Source organism: Parasphingorhabdus litoris DSM 22379 (assembly GCF_020906275.1).
In the GTDB taxonomy this organism is placed as follows: domain Bacteria; phylum Pseudomonadota; class Alphaproteobacteria; order Sphingomonadales; family Sphingomonadaceae; genus Parasphingorhabdus; species Parasphingorhabdus litoris.
Genome location: NZ_CP086727.1, coordinates 113,320 through 131,255 on the forward strand (window position 1 = coordinate 113,320; position 17,936 = coordinate 131,255).

The 17,936-nt window shown below is 50.1% G+C and carries 13 protein-coding genes and 2 pseudogenes; 10 read left to right on the top strand and 5 right to left on the bottom strand.

Going from position 1 to position 17,936, the window contains the following annotated elements:
• Window positions 1-112 precede the first annotated feature (112 nt).
• On the bottom strand, window positions 113-1,411 hold the full coding sequence (gene wecC / locus BS29_RS00630; RefSeq protein ID WP_229955020.1) for a UDP-N-acetyl-D-mannosamine dehydrogenase: 1,299 nt from the start codon (window positions 1,409-1,411) through the stop codon (window positions 113-115).
• Between the two features lie 117 nt (window positions 1,412-1,528).
• Window positions 1,529-2,674: a non-hydrolyzing UDP-N-acetylglucosamine 2-epimerase gene (gene wecB / locus BS29_RS00635; protein ID WP_326838484.1), complete on the bottom strand. Its 1,146-nt coding sequence runs from the start codon at window positions 2,672-2,674 to the stop codon at window positions 1,529-1,531.
• Between the two features lie 286 nt (window positions 2,675-2,960).
• Here wecB and BS29_RS00640 point away from each other — a divergent pair, with 286 nt between their 5' ends.
• From BS29_RS00640 to BS29_RS00655, 4 genes and pseudogenes are all read left to right on the top strand, one after another.
• A complete protein-coding gene (locus tag BS29_RS00640) occupies window positions 2,961-3,419 on the top strand; it encodes a hypothetical protein (protein ID WP_229955022.1) in 459 nt (152 codons plus the stop codon).
• A gap of 12 nt (window positions 3,420-3,431) precedes the next feature.
• Window positions 3,432-3,671, top strand: a complete 240-nt coding sequence (locus BS29_RS00645) for a nucleoside-diphosphate sugar epimerase/dehydratase (protein WP_229955025.1) — start codon at window positions 3,432-3,434, stop codon at window positions 3,669-3,671.
• 101 nt (window positions 3,672-3,772) lie between these two features.
• Window positions 3,773-4,641 (top strand): annotated as a pseudogene (locus tag BS29_RS00650) (polysaccharide biosynthesis protein).
• Between the two features lie 238 nt (window positions 4,642-4,879).
• Entirely contained in the window at window positions 4,880-5,089 is a 210-nt protein-coding gene (locus tag BS29_RS00655) for a helix-turn-helix transcriptional regulator (protein WP_229956905.1), read from the top strand.
• Window positions 5,090-5,150: 61 nt separating this feature from the next.
• Here BS29_RS00655 and traA read toward each other — a convergent pair.
• Window positions 5,151-8,080 (bottom strand): annotated as a pseudogene (gene traA / locus BS29_RS00660) (Ti-type conjugative transfer relaxase TraA).
• Window positions 8,081-8,252: 172 nt separating this feature from the next.
• On the opposite strand from traA, the gene BS29_RS00665 reads away from it, so the two are divergent.
• The 6 genes from BS29_RS00665 to BS29_RS00690 all read left to right on the top strand — a co-directional run bounded on the left by BS29_RS00665 (window position 8,253) and on the right by BS29_RS00690 (window position 14,953).
• Window positions 8,253-8,447 (top strand): conjugal transfer protein TraD, encoded by a 195-nt coding sequence (locus tag BS29_RS00665; RefSeq protein ID WP_407673730.1) that lies wholly within the window; start codon window positions 8,253-8,255, stop codon window positions 8,445-8,447.
• Between the two features lie 73 nt (window positions 8,448-8,520).
• A complete protein-coding gene (locus BS29_RS00670; protein WP_229955026.1) occupies window positions 8,521-8,850 on the top strand; it encodes a conjugal transfer protein TraD in 330 nt (109 codons plus the stop codon).
• Between the two features lie 374 nt (window positions 8,851-9,224).
• A complete protein-coding gene (locus BS29_RS00675; protein WP_229955027.1) occupies window positions 9,225-10,643 on the top strand; it encodes an O-antigen ligase family protein in 1,419 nt (472 codons plus the stop codon).
• Between the two features lie 101 nt (window positions 10,644-10,744).
• Window positions 10,745-11,452: a polysaccharide biosynthesis/export family protein gene (locus BS29_RS00680; protein ID WP_229955028.1), complete on the top strand. Its 708-nt coding sequence runs from the start codon at window positions 10,745-10,747 to the stop codon at window positions 11,450-11,452.
• Between the two features lie 41 nt (window positions 11,453-11,493).
• Complete coding sequence (locus BS29_RS00685; protein WP_229955030.1) at window positions 11,494-13,680, top strand: GumC family protein; 2,187 nt, start codon at window positions 11,494-11,496, stop codon at window positions 13,678-13,680.
• Window positions 13,681-13,696: 16 nt separating this feature from the next.
• Entirely contained in the window at window positions 13,697-14,953 is a 1,257-nt protein-coding gene (locus tag BS29_RS00690) for a hypothetical protein (RefSeq protein WP_229955031.1), read from the top strand.
• Here BS29_RS00690 and BS29_RS00695 read toward each other — a convergent pair.
• Both BS29_RS00695 and BS29_RS00700 read right to left on the bottom strand, forming a co-directional pair.
• On the bottom strand, window positions 14,942-16,300 hold the full coding sequence (locus tag BS29_RS00695) for a lipopolysaccharide biosynthesis protein (RefSeq protein ID WP_326838509.1): 1,359 nt from the start codon (window positions 16,298-16,300) through the stop codon (window positions 14,942-14,944). The genes BS29_RS00690 and BS29_RS00695 overlap by 12 nt on opposite strands.
• 115 nt (window positions 16,301-16,415) lie before the next feature.
• The gene (locus BS29_RS00700) at window positions 16,416-17,672 is read right to left on the bottom strand and encodes a hypothetical protein (RefSeq protein WP_229955035.1); all 1,257 of its coding nucleotides are present in this window, start codon (window positions 17,670-17,672) and stop codon (window positions 16,416-16,418) included.
• Window positions 17,673-17,936: the final 264 nt, after the last annotated feature.

Here is a 17,936-nt window from a genome sequence, read left to right on the forward strand (position 1 = left end):
ATGCGGGACTGGGAACATTTTTGTATCGCTGGTTGAAGTCCATTTCTATGGTTCCGCTTTTAGGACTACAAGCTGTTTTGCGCTTTTGTGAAATAGGTTTACCTATTGTATTTTAGCTTGCAAGCCGCAGCTTACTGGCCGCCTGTAGGTTATCTGGCTGGTCTGGCCAAATTCCACGCGTATCGTACACAACTTTGCCCGCCCGCTCGTCCAGAGGAATGGATTTGAACATATCGTGATCGGTGAGCGTGATCATCACAGCACAGCTTTCCAGAGCCTCGTCAATATCGATCAACTCCGCGCCCGTCCCTTCAAACGCAGCCGGTAGTGCGTCGGCATAAGGCTCGACAATCTTGATCCGTCCGCCATAACGCCGTGCGAGCTTGGCGGCGATCTTTAACGCCGGGCTTTCGCGGAAATCATCGATATTGGCTTTGAATGCTAATCCGAAACAGGCAATAGAGACGCCGGGCAATTCGTCGATCATCAACGATGCCTGCTCAAGAACATGGCCGGTTTTGCTATCATTCACTTCGCGCGCGATACGGATCAGCGGCGTATGATCGGGCGCGCCATGGACAATGAACCAGGGATCGACGGCAATACAATGCCCGCCGACGCCGGGGCCAGGCTGCAATATATTCACCCGCGGATGGCGATTGGCGAGGCGGATAACCTCCCAGACGTCCAGATCCATCTCATCAGACACGATGGAAAGCTCGTTGGCAAAGGCGATATTCACGTCACGATAGCTATTTTCGACCAGCTTGGTCATTTCCGCGGCGCGCGCGTTTGTGGTGACGCATTCTCCGCGGACAAAGCGGCGATAAAAATTCAGCGCTTTCCGGGCGCAGCGCGGTGTAATGCCGCCAATACAGCGATCATTATTGGTCAGTTCCTCCAATATTCTGCCCGGCAAAACCCGTTCCGGACAATAGGCAATCGCGACATCCGGTATGTCATTCGTCAGGCCCGGTATCTTGAGATCAGGTCGGAGTTTTGCGATCAAATCCCGCATCTTTTCGGTTGTTCCGACAGGAGATGTGGATTCCAATATGATCGTATCACCCGCTTTTAAAGCCACCGCAACATTTGTGGCAGCGTCCATAACATAGCTGGTATCGGGCACATGATTATCGCCAAAAGGCGTTGGAACCGCGATAACAAAAACGTCGGCCGCCTCAACCTGCAGCGAGGCTCGCAAGGTACCGCGCGACACCACGCCTTGCACCAGGCCATCCAGGTCCACTTCTTCGATATGGATTTTACCATTATTGATCGTGTCAACAACATGCGCCGTCACATCTATGCCAAGAACCGGGCATCCTGACCGCGCGATGACGGCGGCGGTCGGCAGGCCGATATAGCCAAGGCCCAGCACGCAAACGGAAGGTTTCTCGTCGGAAAGCATGATCGCAAAATCTCCTATATGCGCCGAATAGGACGCAATTCTTCATAATCTGCGATAGCCGAACATCGTAAATAATTAGGTAATGTCGTCAGATTCTCGGGGACATGGTCCGGAGTTTCATGACACGAGGCTTTGCTCGATTATATCGGCAATCCGCTCGCTGGCCTGGCCATCTCCGAAGGGATTATGGGCCTTTGCCATTGCATCATAATATCGCGTGTTATCGAGCAACTCGTACGCCTCTTTCACGATCAGATCTTTGTTGGTTCCTACCAGCTTGGCGGTACCCGCTTCAACGCCCTCCGGACGCTCGGTAGTACCGCGCATCACCAGCACCGGCTTCCCTAGTGCCGGAGCCTCTTCCTGTACGCCTCCGCTATCGGTCAGCATAAACGTGCAAGCATCTAAAAGGGCCACAAAATTGGGATAATCAAGCGGTTCGATCATGGCAACATTGCTCAGACCGCCCAGCGCATCATTCATGATGGCCCGTACATTGGGATTAAGATGGACCGGAAAAATCAGGGCGACATCGTCCCTGCCTGCGATTTCGCGTAGTGCAGATGCGATATTGGTCAATCCATCGCCAAAATTCTCTCGCCTATGACTGGTCACGCCGATAATTTTTTTGTCCGAAAACCTCTCAAACAGGCTTTTTAGGCGCTGATCCAGAAGCTCTGTTTTCCGGCTTTTTTGAACCGTGGTCAATAATGCATCAATCACCGTGTTGCCAGTAACGCTGATCTGATCCTCTGGCACGTTTTCCTTAAGCAGCGCCTTGGCTGAAGTCTCCGTCGGTGCAAAATGTTGATCGGCAATAGTGCCAATAATCTTGCGGTTCACCTCTTCGGGCCAGGGATGATAGATATTATAGCTGCGCAAGCCCGCCTCAACATGGCTGACGGGAATTTTCCGATAATAAGCCGCGAGCGCTCCGCACATTGCTGTTGCCGTATCGCCCTGCACCACCACACGCTGCGGTCCGATCTCATCCAGCGTTTGACCAATGCCTGCGAGTAGGCGACCGGTGAGTTCATCCAGGCTTTGATCTGCGCGCATCAAGTCGAGATCGTGATCGGGTACGATATCGGCAATATCCAGCACCTGATCGAGCATTTGGCGATGCTGAGCGGTGACGCAGCTGATATTTTGCAAAGCGCTGCGCTTTGACAAGGCACGAACGACCGGAAAAAGCTTAATAGCTTCCGGTCTTGTTCCGAAAATCGTAACGACTTTAGGCAGCGATGATGGGAGGGTTTCCATGGTCAATTCACTAACAACCTATGCCTAAAATTTTCATAACAGCTGATCTCGGATGCGGCTCTGTAATATATTCCGTCCTTTTTTGCTCCGATCCGGTCGAAATATGCAGTTAGCCCGTCTGAATATTTCAAGATATTTGCACGCCAAATCGAAACATTTGGAAAACGTCGTGAAATCAGCCAATGCAAAACTATCAATTGTGATGCAGTGGTTCAAATAGTCCAGGATTCTGAACAATCGAAGCCATTACCGCCTTAATCACCGCTATTTTAGAAAAATCGCAAATATGTCGTGCTGGCAGAAGCAAGCCATCGTGCTCGTGTTGGATATGATCCTTTGCTTCCAGTCGATATGGATAGCTTATTCCCTGCGCGTCGGCGTCTGGATCTATTGGGATTTGGCGATCCAGAAAGTCGTGCTTGCGGCCCTGTTGATGATGATACCGATATTCTACTTCGGCGATGTGTATAACTCGATTTTCCGTTACGCAGGCTCCGGTATGATGAAAACTCTGGTCAGGGTTTTTATCATTTACGGTGCTCCCATAGTTGTCTTGTTTTCGATCATTGGAGTGGTCGGCGTTCCGCGAAAAATTGTTGTGATTCAGCCGATTATTTTCTTTATGATGGTCGGTTTTTCGCGCGTCATGGCACGCTATCTAATGGTCGATATACTGGGCCGCAACCGTTTTGGCGGACAGGTTAAGACAGTCCTGATCTATGGTGCCGGCAGTGCTGGCCAATAGCTGGCATCGTCCATGCGGTCTGAGCCCGCTAAGCGGTTGCGCGGCTATGTGGATGATGACCGGCGGCTCCACGGACAAAAGCTGGATGGTGACAAGGTGTTCTGGAGCAGCGATTTACCAGACATCATCGATAAATATGCCGTGACGCATATCTTGCTGGCGCGCTTCCGAAAATCTCTCGCAAGAAGCGCCGGGCTATTGTGGACCAGATTCAGCAGTTTAAGGTCCACGTCCAGACCCTGCCAAACATGAAAGATATCATGGACGGCCAGGTATCGTTTAACGATATTCGGGAACTGGACATTGAAGACCTGTTGGGTCGGGAACCGGTGACACCTAATGAACTGGAGAATATGGAACTGATCCCGGTGCTGGGTTGGGTTGCAGATGCCAGTCGCCTGAAGGAAGTGTTCGCTTTTTGGCAACCCGATAAGGTTTTCCATGCAGCCGCCTATAAGCATGTGCCGCTGGTCGAGGCCAATCCGGTTGAAGGGATCAAAAACAATATATTGGGCACTTATGAAGTGGCCAAGGCGGCTCATATCGCCAAAGTGAGTGATTTCATCCTGATCAGTACAGACAAAGCCGTGCGCCCGACCAATGTTATGGGCGCGACCAAACGGGGCGCAGAACAGATTGCTCAGGCATTTTCCGAAACCAGTGAAACCCGGTTTTCCATGGTGCGCTTTGGCAATGTTCTGGGATCCAGCGGTTCGGTTGTTCCTCTGTTCCGACAACAGATTGAAATGGGGAGGGCATTACGCTGAAGCACCGAGATGTGACTCGCTGTTTCATGACAATTTCGAAGGCTGCACAGCTGGTGATTCAGGCTGGTAGCATGGCCAAAGGAGGGGAAGTTTTCGTGCTCGATATGGGTAAATCAGTGCGGATTATCGATTTGGCGAGGACGATGGTTCAGCTGTCCGGTCTGACCGTTCGTGATGATGCGCATCCAGATGGCGATATAGCGATTGAGGAAGTCGGCCTGCGTCCCGGCGAGAAGCTCTATGAAGAGCTGATTATCGGCAATGATCCACAATCGACGGTTCACAACCGGATTATGATGGCGCATGAACGCCATCTGACGCAGACTGATCTGGATAAGTTGTTAGTTCAAATTAGAAAATGTCGCAATTCGGATGAAGCGGTTGGGTTTTTGAAAATCATGGTTCCCGAATCTGAACATGAGCGGGATAATGTGAAGGTTGAAAAAGCGTCCTGAAGATAATGTAAGCCCTAGACAAGTGCCTAAAGCGCGCTCCATCTGAAATTCAGAGGTACATAAAATTGATTGGTATGATGGTAATGGTGGTGTTGCATTATACACTCCTTACAGTTTTCCTGCGCCATAATACGCCTTCGCCGTATCTCAGCCTTTCTGGCCTTGCAAGCCCGATCAACATGATCAATTCTATCTCATCACAGCCCAAGATAGCTTAAAGATGGAGCCCACTCCGATGATCGATAAAAGAGACAGAATTGTTCGCCTCAAAACCGTGCTGGACAGAACCGGCCTCAGCCGCTCGACAGTCTATCGCAAAATCGGAGACGGTACTTTTCCACGTCAAATTCCAATCAGCATAAATGGCGCAGGCTGGCGCGAATCTGAAATCAACCGATGGTTTGCAAACCCGCCTGCTTATCGTGCTGACGAAAACGCAGCTGGATAGGATTGGCGGCTTCGTCGATATTATCCGGTTTCGATGTGTCGGGCTCCATTATTTATCTCCTTTACATGCCAATGCCTCTGCCGCGCCCCAGACCAAGATATTGTGTCAGTTCATGCGCGATACCGCCGCCGCTGCCGCGCAGTCCCAGTTCCATCTTGTGATTGTGCAGAATCGATTCCACCTGCGGATCGCGCTCCAGGGCCTTGGCCATATGGCCCATGCTTGCAGTGATGGCTTTGGTGCGATCATGGTGACCGGATTGCATCGCCATGTCGCGCTGGCGGCCGAGCTGCTGCCAGTTTTCCACAAAGCGGTCGGCGCGCATCTCCGGGTTGATGCGAGCTCGTGCCTCCAGCTGCATCGCCTGAACGGTGCGCGCGGTCTTTCCACTGGCGGCTTCCACAACAAATTCGGGCTGGCGATTAAACGCAGCCGCCGCATCGCGCCCTGCATCGGGGCGGACTTGGTCCAAGGCTTCGCGCGCCCTGGCCAAAGCCGTTTGCTGGTGCGGCAGGACGGGCAGACCCTTGTCCCGCATGCGCCCGATGTCTTCGACCGCCCGCGCATATTTCCGGATGCCGTGCTGCATATCCCGCGTGCCAGACCTTTGCGGTGCCCCTTTCTCTAGTGCACCGCTGGCTCTGCGGGCGGCTTGAACGATGCAAAGATGCTGCGCGCTCCTTCGACAGTGTTTTGGAGAGTCTTTTCCGGCACTGCCTTGCGCACAATCTCGGTAACGCGCTCACGCCATGTCAGCCCCCGCCGCTCGGCAAAGACGCGTGCCGGATCATGCTCACGCGCACGCATGTAATCGAGCGCCATATCTTTGCCCCGCTCCCGGGACAGGGTGCGGGCAAGCTTTTGCCTGTCTGCAAAATCATCTTTGCCATAATGAACATGCACAGTGTCGCGGTGGCGTGACAATGCCACATAGGAGGAATGCCGATCCAGTCCCGGTGTCGCCAGAACATGGGTGCGGTCGACCGTCATGCCCTGAGATTTGTGGATGGTTGCAGCATAGCCATGATCCAGATGCGCATAATGTTTGAGATCAAAGCGGGTGCTTCGGCCATCATCAAGTTTTACCGTCATGGCGTTGGGGCTGACCTGTTCGATTGTTCCCAGCGATCCGTTCTTGACACCGAGGCGGCGATCGTTCTGCAGGAACATCAACCGTTCGCCGGTCGCAAAGCTGCGGTCGCCGCGTTCGACTGCGATAGCAATATCTGCGCCTAGCGCTCCGGCATCGCGCGATGTTCTGCGTGCGCCTTCATTAAGTAGACGCACTTCATCATTGGTATGGGTTAAAATAATCTGGCTCTGATCTGGATGGGCAACACGCGCGCGCTCCCACTTGGTGGTGAGTGTCGCGCGCGCGGCCGCTCTTGTCTCTGCTATATGGACAGCGCCATGGTCGTCATAGGCCCGTAAAGCCTCAGCTGTCCGGTCTGTAGCCAGATGCCGCGTCGCCTCGCGCTGCCAGTCTTCCCGCTGCCGCCGGATTTGTGTAATCTCGACGCTGCCCTGGCTCTCTGCAATCGACCGGAATGCGGCCCCGGCTTCAATCGCCTGCAGCTGCTGGGGATCACCGACCAGCACGACCTTGGCTCCGGCGTCACCTGCAGCCGACAGCATCCGCTCCATTTGCCTGGAGCCCACCATTCCCGCTTCGTCAATGACCAGCACATGGCGGGCCGTCAACAGATCACGCCCCTGTCCCCATTGATATTCAAGGCTAGCAATGGTGCGCGAAGGGATGGTAGAGCCGCTTTCGAGATTTTCCGCGGCTATGCCGGACAAAGCAGCCCCGTGAACCTGATAGCCGGAGCCTTCCCATGCGTCTTTCGCTACCCCACGCATGGCCGACTTGCCGGTACCCGCATAGCCAAGGACGATACCGATATCCTTGGTATCGGTAAGATGATCGAACGCTGCACGCTGTTCGCCAGACAGGACAAGCCCGCGTGCTTCAGCGGCGGCAAGCGTCCGCTCACGGGAGCGCGCGCCGACGCGGGTGTGTTCGCGTTTGGACAGAAGCGTTGCAGCCCGCTTCAACCGTTCTTCCACCGCAATCATCTCTTTGCTGGTAAAGCGCTCGTTGCCGCGTCGGTCTTTACCGAGCGCGACCATCTCTGGCGACGCCTTGATCGCATGCATGGTGGCATCAAACTGGTCCTTGCTGTCGGAATGGCGGTGCACGAACATCGCGAGGTCGCGTTTGGTAAAGGTTGCCTGCTGTTTTGTAATCGCGTCCAAAGCAAGGCCGCGACTGGCGATAATCTTTGCGCCGTTGCGCCGGGCAATATCGGCATGTTCGGCCATGCGTTCGGCCTCAAGGCCATGTTCGGGCATTCTTGATGCCGCAGGCCCGATCTTGTTCTGCGGTTCCAGATCAATGCCCTGATCTTCCAGGCTGCGGTGGTCAATCTGCGCATCGATATCGAGTGCGGCTAGCCGCTCATTGACATGGCCTGCCCAATGTTCGCGCCACTCTTGTATCAGTTCGGTCTTGTTCCAGCCCCGCACCTTTGCGCCAAAGCCGTCTTCGTCCACTTCGCGCATGGTCAGCATCACATGGGCATGGGGCTTGGCAAACCCGTCTGCGCCGATATCCCAGTGCACATTGAGATCGGCAATCATACCGCGTTCCACAAATTGTTCTTTGACAAAATCACGGGCCAGATCGATGCCTTGACTCTCCGTCATCTCACGCGGAATGGCAAATTCCACTTCGCGGGCGAGCTGCGCGTCCTTGCGCACTTCTTTGGCTTCGACTTCATTCCAAAGCCGCTCGCGGTCGGACAGATGCTCTGGTGCACCCTCCGGCAGCAACACTTCCGAATGCACGACGCCCGCCTTGTTGGTAAAATCATGATCACGGTCGAGGCGCTCATCGTGCAAACGCTCCGCCGAGCGATAGGCAGCAGATGCTAAAGCGCTTGACCCCTGGCTGCGCGAAATGATTTTTGCAGAGAAATGATAGATGGCCATGATGGCAATCCATTTACACTCTTCAAGCAACTTCGGCACGACGTATAAGCGCGCCCTCCCATGAAAATTTCCTGTGCGGGACCGGGACGTGTCACAGCGTTCCGGCGACCCTGCAGCCTCGCGCACAGACTTGTTCTATAGTGGCACCAGCAAACAATATTGGAGACAGATCATGCGCAAACCACGCGATATTGATGCAGAACTGCAAGCGCTGTCCGACAAGGCAAAGCTGCTAAAGGCGCGCAAGGTCCAGCAGCTTGGCGAGCTGGTCATTGCTACGCAGGCCGACAGGCTGGATGCGGACATACTGGCGGGCGTACTGCTCACCGCCGTTCAAAACAAGGACGCCAGCCAGCAGGAGGCGTAGCGCAAGAAAGGCGCGAGCTTTTTTTACAGGCCCTCACGCAAGGTGGCTCGCACGGCTCGAACAAACCCGCAAGGTGATAGCGAGAAACCGGGCGATGGTGCACCGGCTTGAAGCCCGTCAGTGCCGCACCGGCAAGAGGGACTGGGTGATGAAACGCAGGGAACGCACCCGCCGTCTGATTGAGCTGGGCGGTCTGGTCCAGAAAGCCGGACTGGCCGAACTGACCGATAATGATCGGGCGGTGCTGCTTGGTGCCTTTCTGGCAGTGGCGGCCAAGCTGCGCAGCGAGAAACGGGAACGGGCCATGACGCTATGGCGCAGGCGCAGCAAGCGGGCTTTTGCAAAAGACACACAATCTCCACCAGCAAATGTCCATCAAACTGAACCGGAGGGAAATACTTAATTGATGATGACAGAGTAGCTAGGCTGCGCTCCAGTAACCTGCGTCACAATGGCGACCTCCCGCACTATGTGGATGATTTCGGATTCGAGGCGTTTTAGTTGAGTGAATGCTATAGCCGTCCTGTTTGCTATATATGCCTTGTTCGAATCGATTCATTTGTTCTGACACCTTCTTTGAAACGCCGATTTCGCTAGACGAAAGTCTCTTAAAATGCTCGTAAGATTCTCTTACTCGCACTAAACAGCGTTTATACACCATTTAATGACATTTTTATTGACCCATCAGAGGAACTCGCTACTGCCCGGTGAGCTTATTCTGAAAAGAGGCAGACAACTTGAAATATGCCAGCTAGTCAAGAATCTTTAAGAGCAGTAATGTCTTCTCCCAAAACACGTTTCTATGCCTTTTTGTTATTCATGAGTTGTGTGTTTCTAATGGGCGGTGGATCACGATCTGATATTCAATCACTAATGATTTTGCGTCCTTTGTCTTTAGTATTTATAGCATATGCGTCAATTGTTACGCGACCAGAAATATGGAGCGGCCGATTAGCTCCACTCTATTTTCTTGCCGCATTAACGGCGATAGTGATTTTGCAGCTTATCCCTTTACCTCCATCGGTTTGGGGTAACCTGCCGCATCGAGAAATCTATTTAGAAATCGCCTCGCTCGCGGGCATCGAACAGCCGTGGAGACCGTTGACGCTATCGCCATCGAAAACTTGGAATAGTTTATGGTCCCTTACAATTCCTTTGGCGGCCGTTTTACTATATTTGAATTTGGAACCCAAAAATCGCAGCAAAGCTATAATTTCATTAATTATTCTAGCTGCTGTGAGCGCGTTGGTGGCTGTTTTCCAAATAGCTGGGTCATCTCGCGGTCCTCTATATCTTTATCGCATCACCAATTTTGGAACTCCGGTAGGATTATTTGCGAATCGAAATCACCAAGCTGTCATGCTGGCTTGTCTCGTTCTAATGCTCGGCTGGTACGCGGGCACTAAAAGTCATCGCAGTAATCTGGCATCACTAAAAGTGAACGGCGCAATTGCCTTAGCTGTTTTGCTCGTTCCCCTAATCATTATCACTGGATCCAGGGCCGGGCTGGTATTAATGTTCCCAGCATTGTTTATGGTTGGAATATACGTCTTATTTGGCAAATATTATTCCCGTAAATCGGAAACCAATTTCAGCCTTGGGACATATACGTGGAATATCTCCGTTAGGAACGTGATTCTTATGGTTGTTGCGGCCCTATTCTCATTTGTTATCGGCTTAACTCTTCTTTTGTCACGCTCTTTGGCCTTTGATCGGCTTTTCGGAAAGGATATTATTAGCGATATGCGAGGACAGGTCTCCTCAACGCTTGAATCTATGGCGCAAGGCTACTTTCCGTTCGGTAGCGGCTTCGGATCATTCGAGCATGTGTTTAAGCAGTTTGAAACTTATGAGCTGTTGCGACCAACTTATCTGAATCAGGCGCACAATGATTGGTTGCAATTTGTCATTGAGGGAGGCCTTCCCGCTATTTTGTTGCTGATTGCACTCTTAATTTGGCTGGTCAAGCGATCAGTCTTTGTCATTCGATTGGGAGTTTGGACGTCCGCGGGTAAGGCATCAATCATGTCTCTTGGATCTTTATCATTTTGCGCCGCCGCTAGCATAGTAGATTATCCACTTAGAGTTCCCACACTGATGGCATTTGCGGCCGTGATGTTGAGCTTCTTTGCAGATAACAGTCGAGAAAATTCCCCGGTTCGCGGAAATCGAACAACTCCCGTAGAGCCAAGTTGACGTTAAAAATGGTGAGTCGTTTCATCCCCATTCATGGTTTACGTGTCAATGCAGCTCGTCTATTCGGCTACTGTATTTCTGATTAAGGATGTTATAACTCTATGACGATTCGTTTTTCTGTTCTTATGCTCAGCTTTTTTTTGGCATCATGTGCGAGCTCCGGTGCTGTTGGAACCAGTTCTGATGTAACTGTCGTTTCAGAAGACGGTTTACCTGAACCAACCCGCTCGGATCTTCTGGCAGCAAATCGGCCATATCTGATCGGACCATTTGACAAGCTTAAAATAGACGTTTTCGGTATCGAAGATCTAACAAAAGAAGTTCAGATTGATGCGAGTGGGAGGCTATCATTTCCGCTTATAGGTGTCGTCGAGGCCTCTGGCCTTACACCGGGGGAACTGGCAGAAACTATTGAGCAGAGACTGCGTGGCAGATATGTACGGGATCCGGAAGTCACTATAAACCTTGATGAAACAGTTAGCCAGGTTATCACGGTTGATGGCCAGGTTGGGGAACCGGGGCTCTACCCGGTTATTGGCAGAATGACTCTTATGAGAGCTGTTGCGACGGCTGGCGGCACCTCAGAATTCGCAAAATTGAGCGACGTGGTCATTTTTCGTAACGTTCGCGGACAACAACTTGCGGGTCTTTACAATTTGAAAGCTATCCGACGTGGAAACTACGGTGATCCCGAAGTATTTGCTAACGATGTTATCATTGTGGGGGATTCTCAAGCGCGAAGACTTTTCAAGGATATTTTGCAGGCGTCACCACTTTTGACAACGCCGCTCGTCATCCTCACTCGCTGACTTAATGCAGCCCATTAGAAATATAAATCGGAACCGCTCGCATGAATCTAGTTAGTGACAATCAAGCGCAAAATCCGGGAACGCAGAATACCGGCTACTATGAGGATACCACACATGGGACTCCGCCATTGCTGCAATATTGGCATGCGATCCTGCGCCACAAAATAGCGATTGCGACCATTGTTGCAGTTACGCTGATGATTGGCGTACTGTTTACATTGCTTACAACACCTTACTATACGGCAACTTCGCGCATCGAGATCAATCGAACGCAGGATAAGGTAACCAATGTAGAAGGATTGCAGCAGGAAGATACAGGGCAAAATCTCGAATTTTATCAAACACAATATGCCTTACTCGAATCAAGATCACTAGCCGAGCGAGTTGCACGTGCACAGAATCTTGCAACACGTGACAGTTTCTTTGAAGCATTTGGGATTGATCCCGAAGGTGGCGGTCTATTGACCACAAAGGCCAATCCCAACAGTGCGGCCGAACGGAATCGGCGTTTGAAACTAGCGACCGATATATTGATTGAGCATATCTCAATTTCGCCCGTTCGCGGATCGAGTTTAGTCGATATTAGCTTCGAAAGCCCCAGCATCAAATTATCGGCTGACATAGCAAATTCGTGGGTGACAGAATTTGTTGCATCGAACCTAGACCGGCGGTTTGATTCTAGTGCTGATGCGCGAAAGTTTCTGGAAGAACGACTGGAACAACTCCGCCAAAAGCTAGAAGATTCCGAAAGGCAGTTGGTATTTTATGCTGACCGAAAACAAATAGTCACTTTGTCATCGACAACCGGCGCCGATGGCCGCACAGTTGGTGGTCAGACATTGGCCACCGCAAATCTGGAATCGTTGAATGCAGAACTTGCACAGGCCACCGCCCAACGTATCGCTGCGGAGAGTGAAGCGAAGCAAAGTAGCGGCAACAAAGATTCATTGTCGTATCTAGCGATAAACGGTATCCGTCAGCAACGCGCCACGATCGCAGCCGAATATGCCAAACTTCTGGTTCAGTTTGAGCCTGAGTATCCGGAAGCGAAAGCCTTGGAATCGCAAATCGCTGCGCTGGATAGCGCGATTGCACAGGAAGAAGCGCGCATCCGGTCCGGAAACCAGGCGAGTTATAGGGAAGCTGTTGCTCGAGAAAAACAACTCAGCGAAAAAGTAAATCAGCTGAAAAACCTGTTCAGCGGTGAACGCCGTGCTTCTATTCAATATGGTATTTACCAACGCGAAGTGGACACAAACAGGCAGCTCTATGAAGGCCTTTTGCAAAGATTTAAAGAAATCGGAGTTGCAGGTGTGGGCAGCAACAATATTTCGATCGTTGACCGAGCCAGACTGCCAGACAAACCATCTAGTCCATTGCTTGTTTTGAATCTTTTGCTTGCCACTTTTGTAGGTCTGATTTTTGCAGGTTTGTACGTTTTCGTTTTTGAGCAAATTGATCAGACGGTGAAAGATCAGTCGGATGTCAGACCTAATCTGGGTATAGCCGGACTGGGTTCAATTCCCGATTTAGAAAAGGACGACATTCTCGAGAGTCTGAAGGATAAGAAATCCTTAGCCTGGGAAGCTTATTTAAGTATCAGCACGAGTCTGTCGTTTCTAACAGACCATGGCGTGCCGCGGTCGTTCCTTATGACTAGCACCCGGCCAAATGAAGGTAAAAGTACTTCTGCCATCTCTCTGGCAACGGTATTGGCGAGCACGGGACGCAAAGTACTCCTTGTTGATGCGGATATGCGTAATCCGTCTCTGCACGTTCTTTTGCAGGAAAAGAATAATGCTGGTCTGAGCACTTATCTGTCAGGACAGAATGAATTGGGTGATCTGATCCAAGTATCTGACGAATATAAGTTTCATGTGATGAAGGCCGGCCCTATTCCACCCAATGCCGCTGAGTTGCTTAGCAGTGATAGGGTTGCCAAACTAGTTGCTCGACTGAATGACGAATTTGATCATATTATTATCGATGCTCCGCCCGTTCTCGGCCTTGCAGACATCCCGTTGTTAGCAAATACTGTTGAGGGTGTAGTTTACACAATTGAGGCCAACGGTCCCAAACTGAAAGCTATTGAGGCTGCATTGGAGCGAGTTCACACATCTCACGCAAAAATATTCGGCGCTATCATTACAAAAGTCGCAAAACAGCATAGTGGGTACGGTTATAGTTATGAATATAGCTACGGAGGTAATGCTAGCGAACAGAGTTGATTTTTAACAATTTGTGATGAGCGCGATCACAAAGCTTCGGGCTCTTGTGCGAGTTGAAATTGGAAAAATAATGATTCGAACTGGTTTAATCCTGTTGGTTACTATTGTGCTGTCATGTTTGACAACCATGAACGCCATCGGCGGCATAACAAAAAAGAAGAACCCAGACATTGCTTTGTCAGTATGGCCAAAAAATGGGTTTGGCTATCAAACTTCGGCGATCAATGCTTTTAAAGCAGCGATTGTTGAGAACAATGGTCAATTCCCTGACGATATCGATGAAGCCATTGTTACCCAGGCGAAAAAATCATTTCTATCTGAACCAACAGCAGCTGGGTCGGTTGCTCTTTTGGCGCTCAATGAAAATCAGGCTAAGCGTGAGAAGTTAATGATTTCGGCACAGAAACTGTCAAAACGCGAACTGGTCAGCCAAACATGGTCGATATATGATAGTGCCGAGCGACAAAATGTGGCTCAGTTACTTTCTTACTATGATCTATCGATGCGTACTAGTCGTACGTCCAGTACAGCCTTGATTCCAGCAATTGTATCGGTCATCGGACAAGATGGTTTTGCAGAACCAATGGTGAATCTTCTAAAAAAGAACCCGCCATGGGCAGGCCAATTTTGGAAGCAAGCCGCGAACAACAAAGCAGCTATCATTTATGCTTCCAAATTACGTTCGTCGCTCGACGAAAGCCAAATTGACCGTTCGCAACTGCATGATCGCGATCTTGTTGTAAATCTAGTACGCAACAATCATTTTGAAGAAGTCGAGGAATTATATTCTCAATCGCTATCTGACAAAGAAGGGGCCAGGGGCATCACCCACGTTGCGAGATTAGATCGGCAACCTCTGTATCCGCCGCTAGACTGGCAACTCTTCTCAACAGGTAAATATTTCGCCTTCATAGACACGGAAAACCGGATCCTCAATCTAAGCTCGACTGCTGGATCAAACGGGGTGATGGCTCGTCAACTACTGCGTATCAACCCAGGCGTGTATGACCTCTCACTAAATATTGTGGCAGACGATCTAGACATCGGCTCTTTGAGGGTGAGTTTGACATGCGCGGAACCTGCAGCGAAAAATGACGCTGTATTTGCCGCGTCCCTTAAATCAGGTGCCAATATTAACCGCTTGTCCATTTCCCGCGATGCTTGTCGATATTTTTGGTTATCTATAGCGGTTAGGGCGGATGAGCGCGTAGATGGACAGGATGTGGCTATTGATCAGATCGTTTTGAAACCAGTGAAAGATTCACAACTCTGATGGCACCTTAGAATTGTTGATGAAATTCCGATATTCTCTCCACGTAAGCATCATTGACGTGCCGATGGCAACCAAAGCAACTAGAAACGATTGTGCTGACGGCATCCCACTGGTCATAAATCTGATATCGGTTTGTAGCGCACCAGCTGTGATTATCAGGGCGCTCAAAATCAAAGATATCTTAGCCATTGGCCATTTTGGACCACCCATATTCTGTGCGATGCCAGCCTCGAAAATCCACATTGAGAGATTGCTGGCGAAGAAGCCAATAGGGATGGCAATTATTCCTATGTGCTGGAAAAGCAACGAACTTAAGAGCAGTCCAGTGACAAGATTTATGATGTAGAGCGCCAATTTTGTCTTGCTGGCTTTGGCTATAGTCAATCCAAGGCCGGTAAATGTTGAAAGGCTACGTAGGATAATGACCAGCCCGATAAATGGGAATAGGGTTGCTGCGATAGGATCTCCAATGGGCACAAATAGCGCGATGATTGTTTGAGCCATAAGCGCAAAGAGCACATAAATTGTCCCTATTAGGGTTGTGGCTATTATCGCGATAATATGGAAAGTTGAAATATCATTTTCGATATGTTTCTTAAGCGCATAAGGCGTCCACGCTGAGTTCAGAACTTGGATCATGATGCCGAGCAGCAACGCCGGAAACGCAGCGGCTGCATAGCGAGCAAGAAGCAATGGGTCGCCAAAACGGAGAATCTGCATGCGTTCCATGGCTGGTTGAAGGCTGGCGATTAAAACAATTATGCCGAGCGGGATGCCGTAGGTCAGCAAGGGTCTGACCTTGGAAAAGACAGTCGGCAAAATGGTGACATATCTTCTGACCTGAAAACTTGTGAAACAGGCTGCTGCAAAGGCTCCGGCAGTTAAAATACCGAAGAGCATGTATAAATTTACAATTGGTGCTGCGGCTATTGCTATTAGGGGAGAGGTTCTCAAGATCAACCCGGTGCCTGTGGCCAGCAGGAAGGTCTTTCTGAGGAAAAGAGCTCGCATGAAGCTCGTATTTAGAGCGTAAACGGTCAGGCTCATGCCGTAGACAGCGAGCAAGAGAATTAAATGGAGATTCACAAACTGTCCTGGCAAATATCTGCTGACATATTGATAGAAAATTGCCGTTACGATGGTGAAAAAAGCGGTAGCAGCGATTGTGATCGCATAAGCGGCACTTAGCAGCTTACCATGCTCATGCTGGTCATTTTTATCGAAAATCAACCGGACAATCGCGCTGTCATTGCCCATGGTGAAGATATTGGAAGCTATTATCCCAATAATGAGCAAATTGTCGAAATATCCAAATTCGGATGTTGTTAACAGCCGTGCGGCGATCATAAGCACGATAAAGCGGACAGCTGCATTTGCCGCTACTCCGAAGCCATAAACCAGTAGGTCTGATCCGAATCGGGTTAACTGGTTTTTGGCGTTCAAAATTTTTCCTTGCTCGTTGTCAGCGGCTAGCGATCTTTCGGAGGAACATCATGATCTGTGGATGGTTCTCCAGTGAAATGGTTTCCCATTCATTGGCATTTGGCTTCCATTGTGGCAGTCGTTCCGTGAGATCTTCTTTTGCAATGATTAAGCAATCGACGCCGAACCGTTCATAAAGTTCCTCAGACTTGGACAGATCAGGAAAAGGGTAATCTTCGAACGGTTCTAGTTCCTTTTTTAACTCCATTGATGCAAGAATAGGGAAGAAAGTTCGATGCTTTGTTTCGACCATGACCCGGTATGGCGGTAGAACATGATAGGGGTAACTCAAGACGGTCCGTACGCTCGTCAGGCGATTTAACCTCGTAACCAAGGCGTTCTCATGATCTTGTGTGCCGAAGGGTTGCAAGGTCGAAAATGTGATCAATTCTACGATCCAATAACCCAGACCATATAGGATGAGCAGCACCATAAGCCACTCATATTGTGGGTCAGAAAAGTCCCAGAATTGTGTTAATGTGAGGCAAGTTAGAATTGCAACATGCGTGAGATATCGTTCGGCCTCGCCGAGGAAAAGTAGGTATTTGAAACTCGTCGCCAAATAAATTGCAAATCCTGAAACCACAACAATTTCTAGGCTGTTAATCGTCGAGAAACTGCCTTCGGCAAGTTGTGCGATTAAGGCTATGATCACCAGTACAAAAGCCGGTGCCTTCAGCAGCAGCAGTGTCAGGCTGTTTTTCGCAAACCAATTGAATATCAGATTTTGCAAGTTGCTGGTTAAGCGCTCTTTCTTGTTCCAAGCCCATAAGAGATTCAGCGAATTGCGATTGGCGACGAAGAGTTTGCCTTGGGCAACGCTTCGGAAATACCAATTCAAATGATCAATCTGCTCCTTCAGGTTCCTCAAAAAGGCACCCCGTGACACGATGAGCGCGGTCAGGATCGCGAGAATAAATACTAGGGCCAATGCCCAGTCGGCGGTCAAAGAACTCACCAGAAGAACTATGAAAGTCAGCGCTTGTACGCCGAATTTTGATGACATTAAGATGGTTGCACCAAGGGCTATGCAGATGAGGAGTTTGGCTATCGGTAGCAACCCCAGGTCGAGGAACCAGACTAAAAAAACCAGCGGCAGAAACATTTCAGACACCATACGCGTTGTAAAATTGGCTACGCGTGGACCGATAGATATTTTTGAAAAGCATAGCGGGGTAAAAATATAGAGTAGCGCGCAGCCCGCAATGGTCTGGTCAGGAATATTGCCCATGCGCATCAGCGAGATGCATGCGAAGAGGAATAATGCGTCCAGCGCCGGATTGAGGAGGTGATTGAACCGGACTAGAAAATTTGCTGGCAGAAAACTGTATAACCAATGGGAAAACAGCGGATAATAAAAGGAACCGCCATTTACTACGTCGGGATGAATAGCACCGAATGGACCGGATTTGCTCTTCCGGACGCTATCCACAAAGAAAATATGACCCCAACTGTCAAACGCGGTGCCTTGTTTCCAAGTCAGGCTCAACCTTTGCAAAAA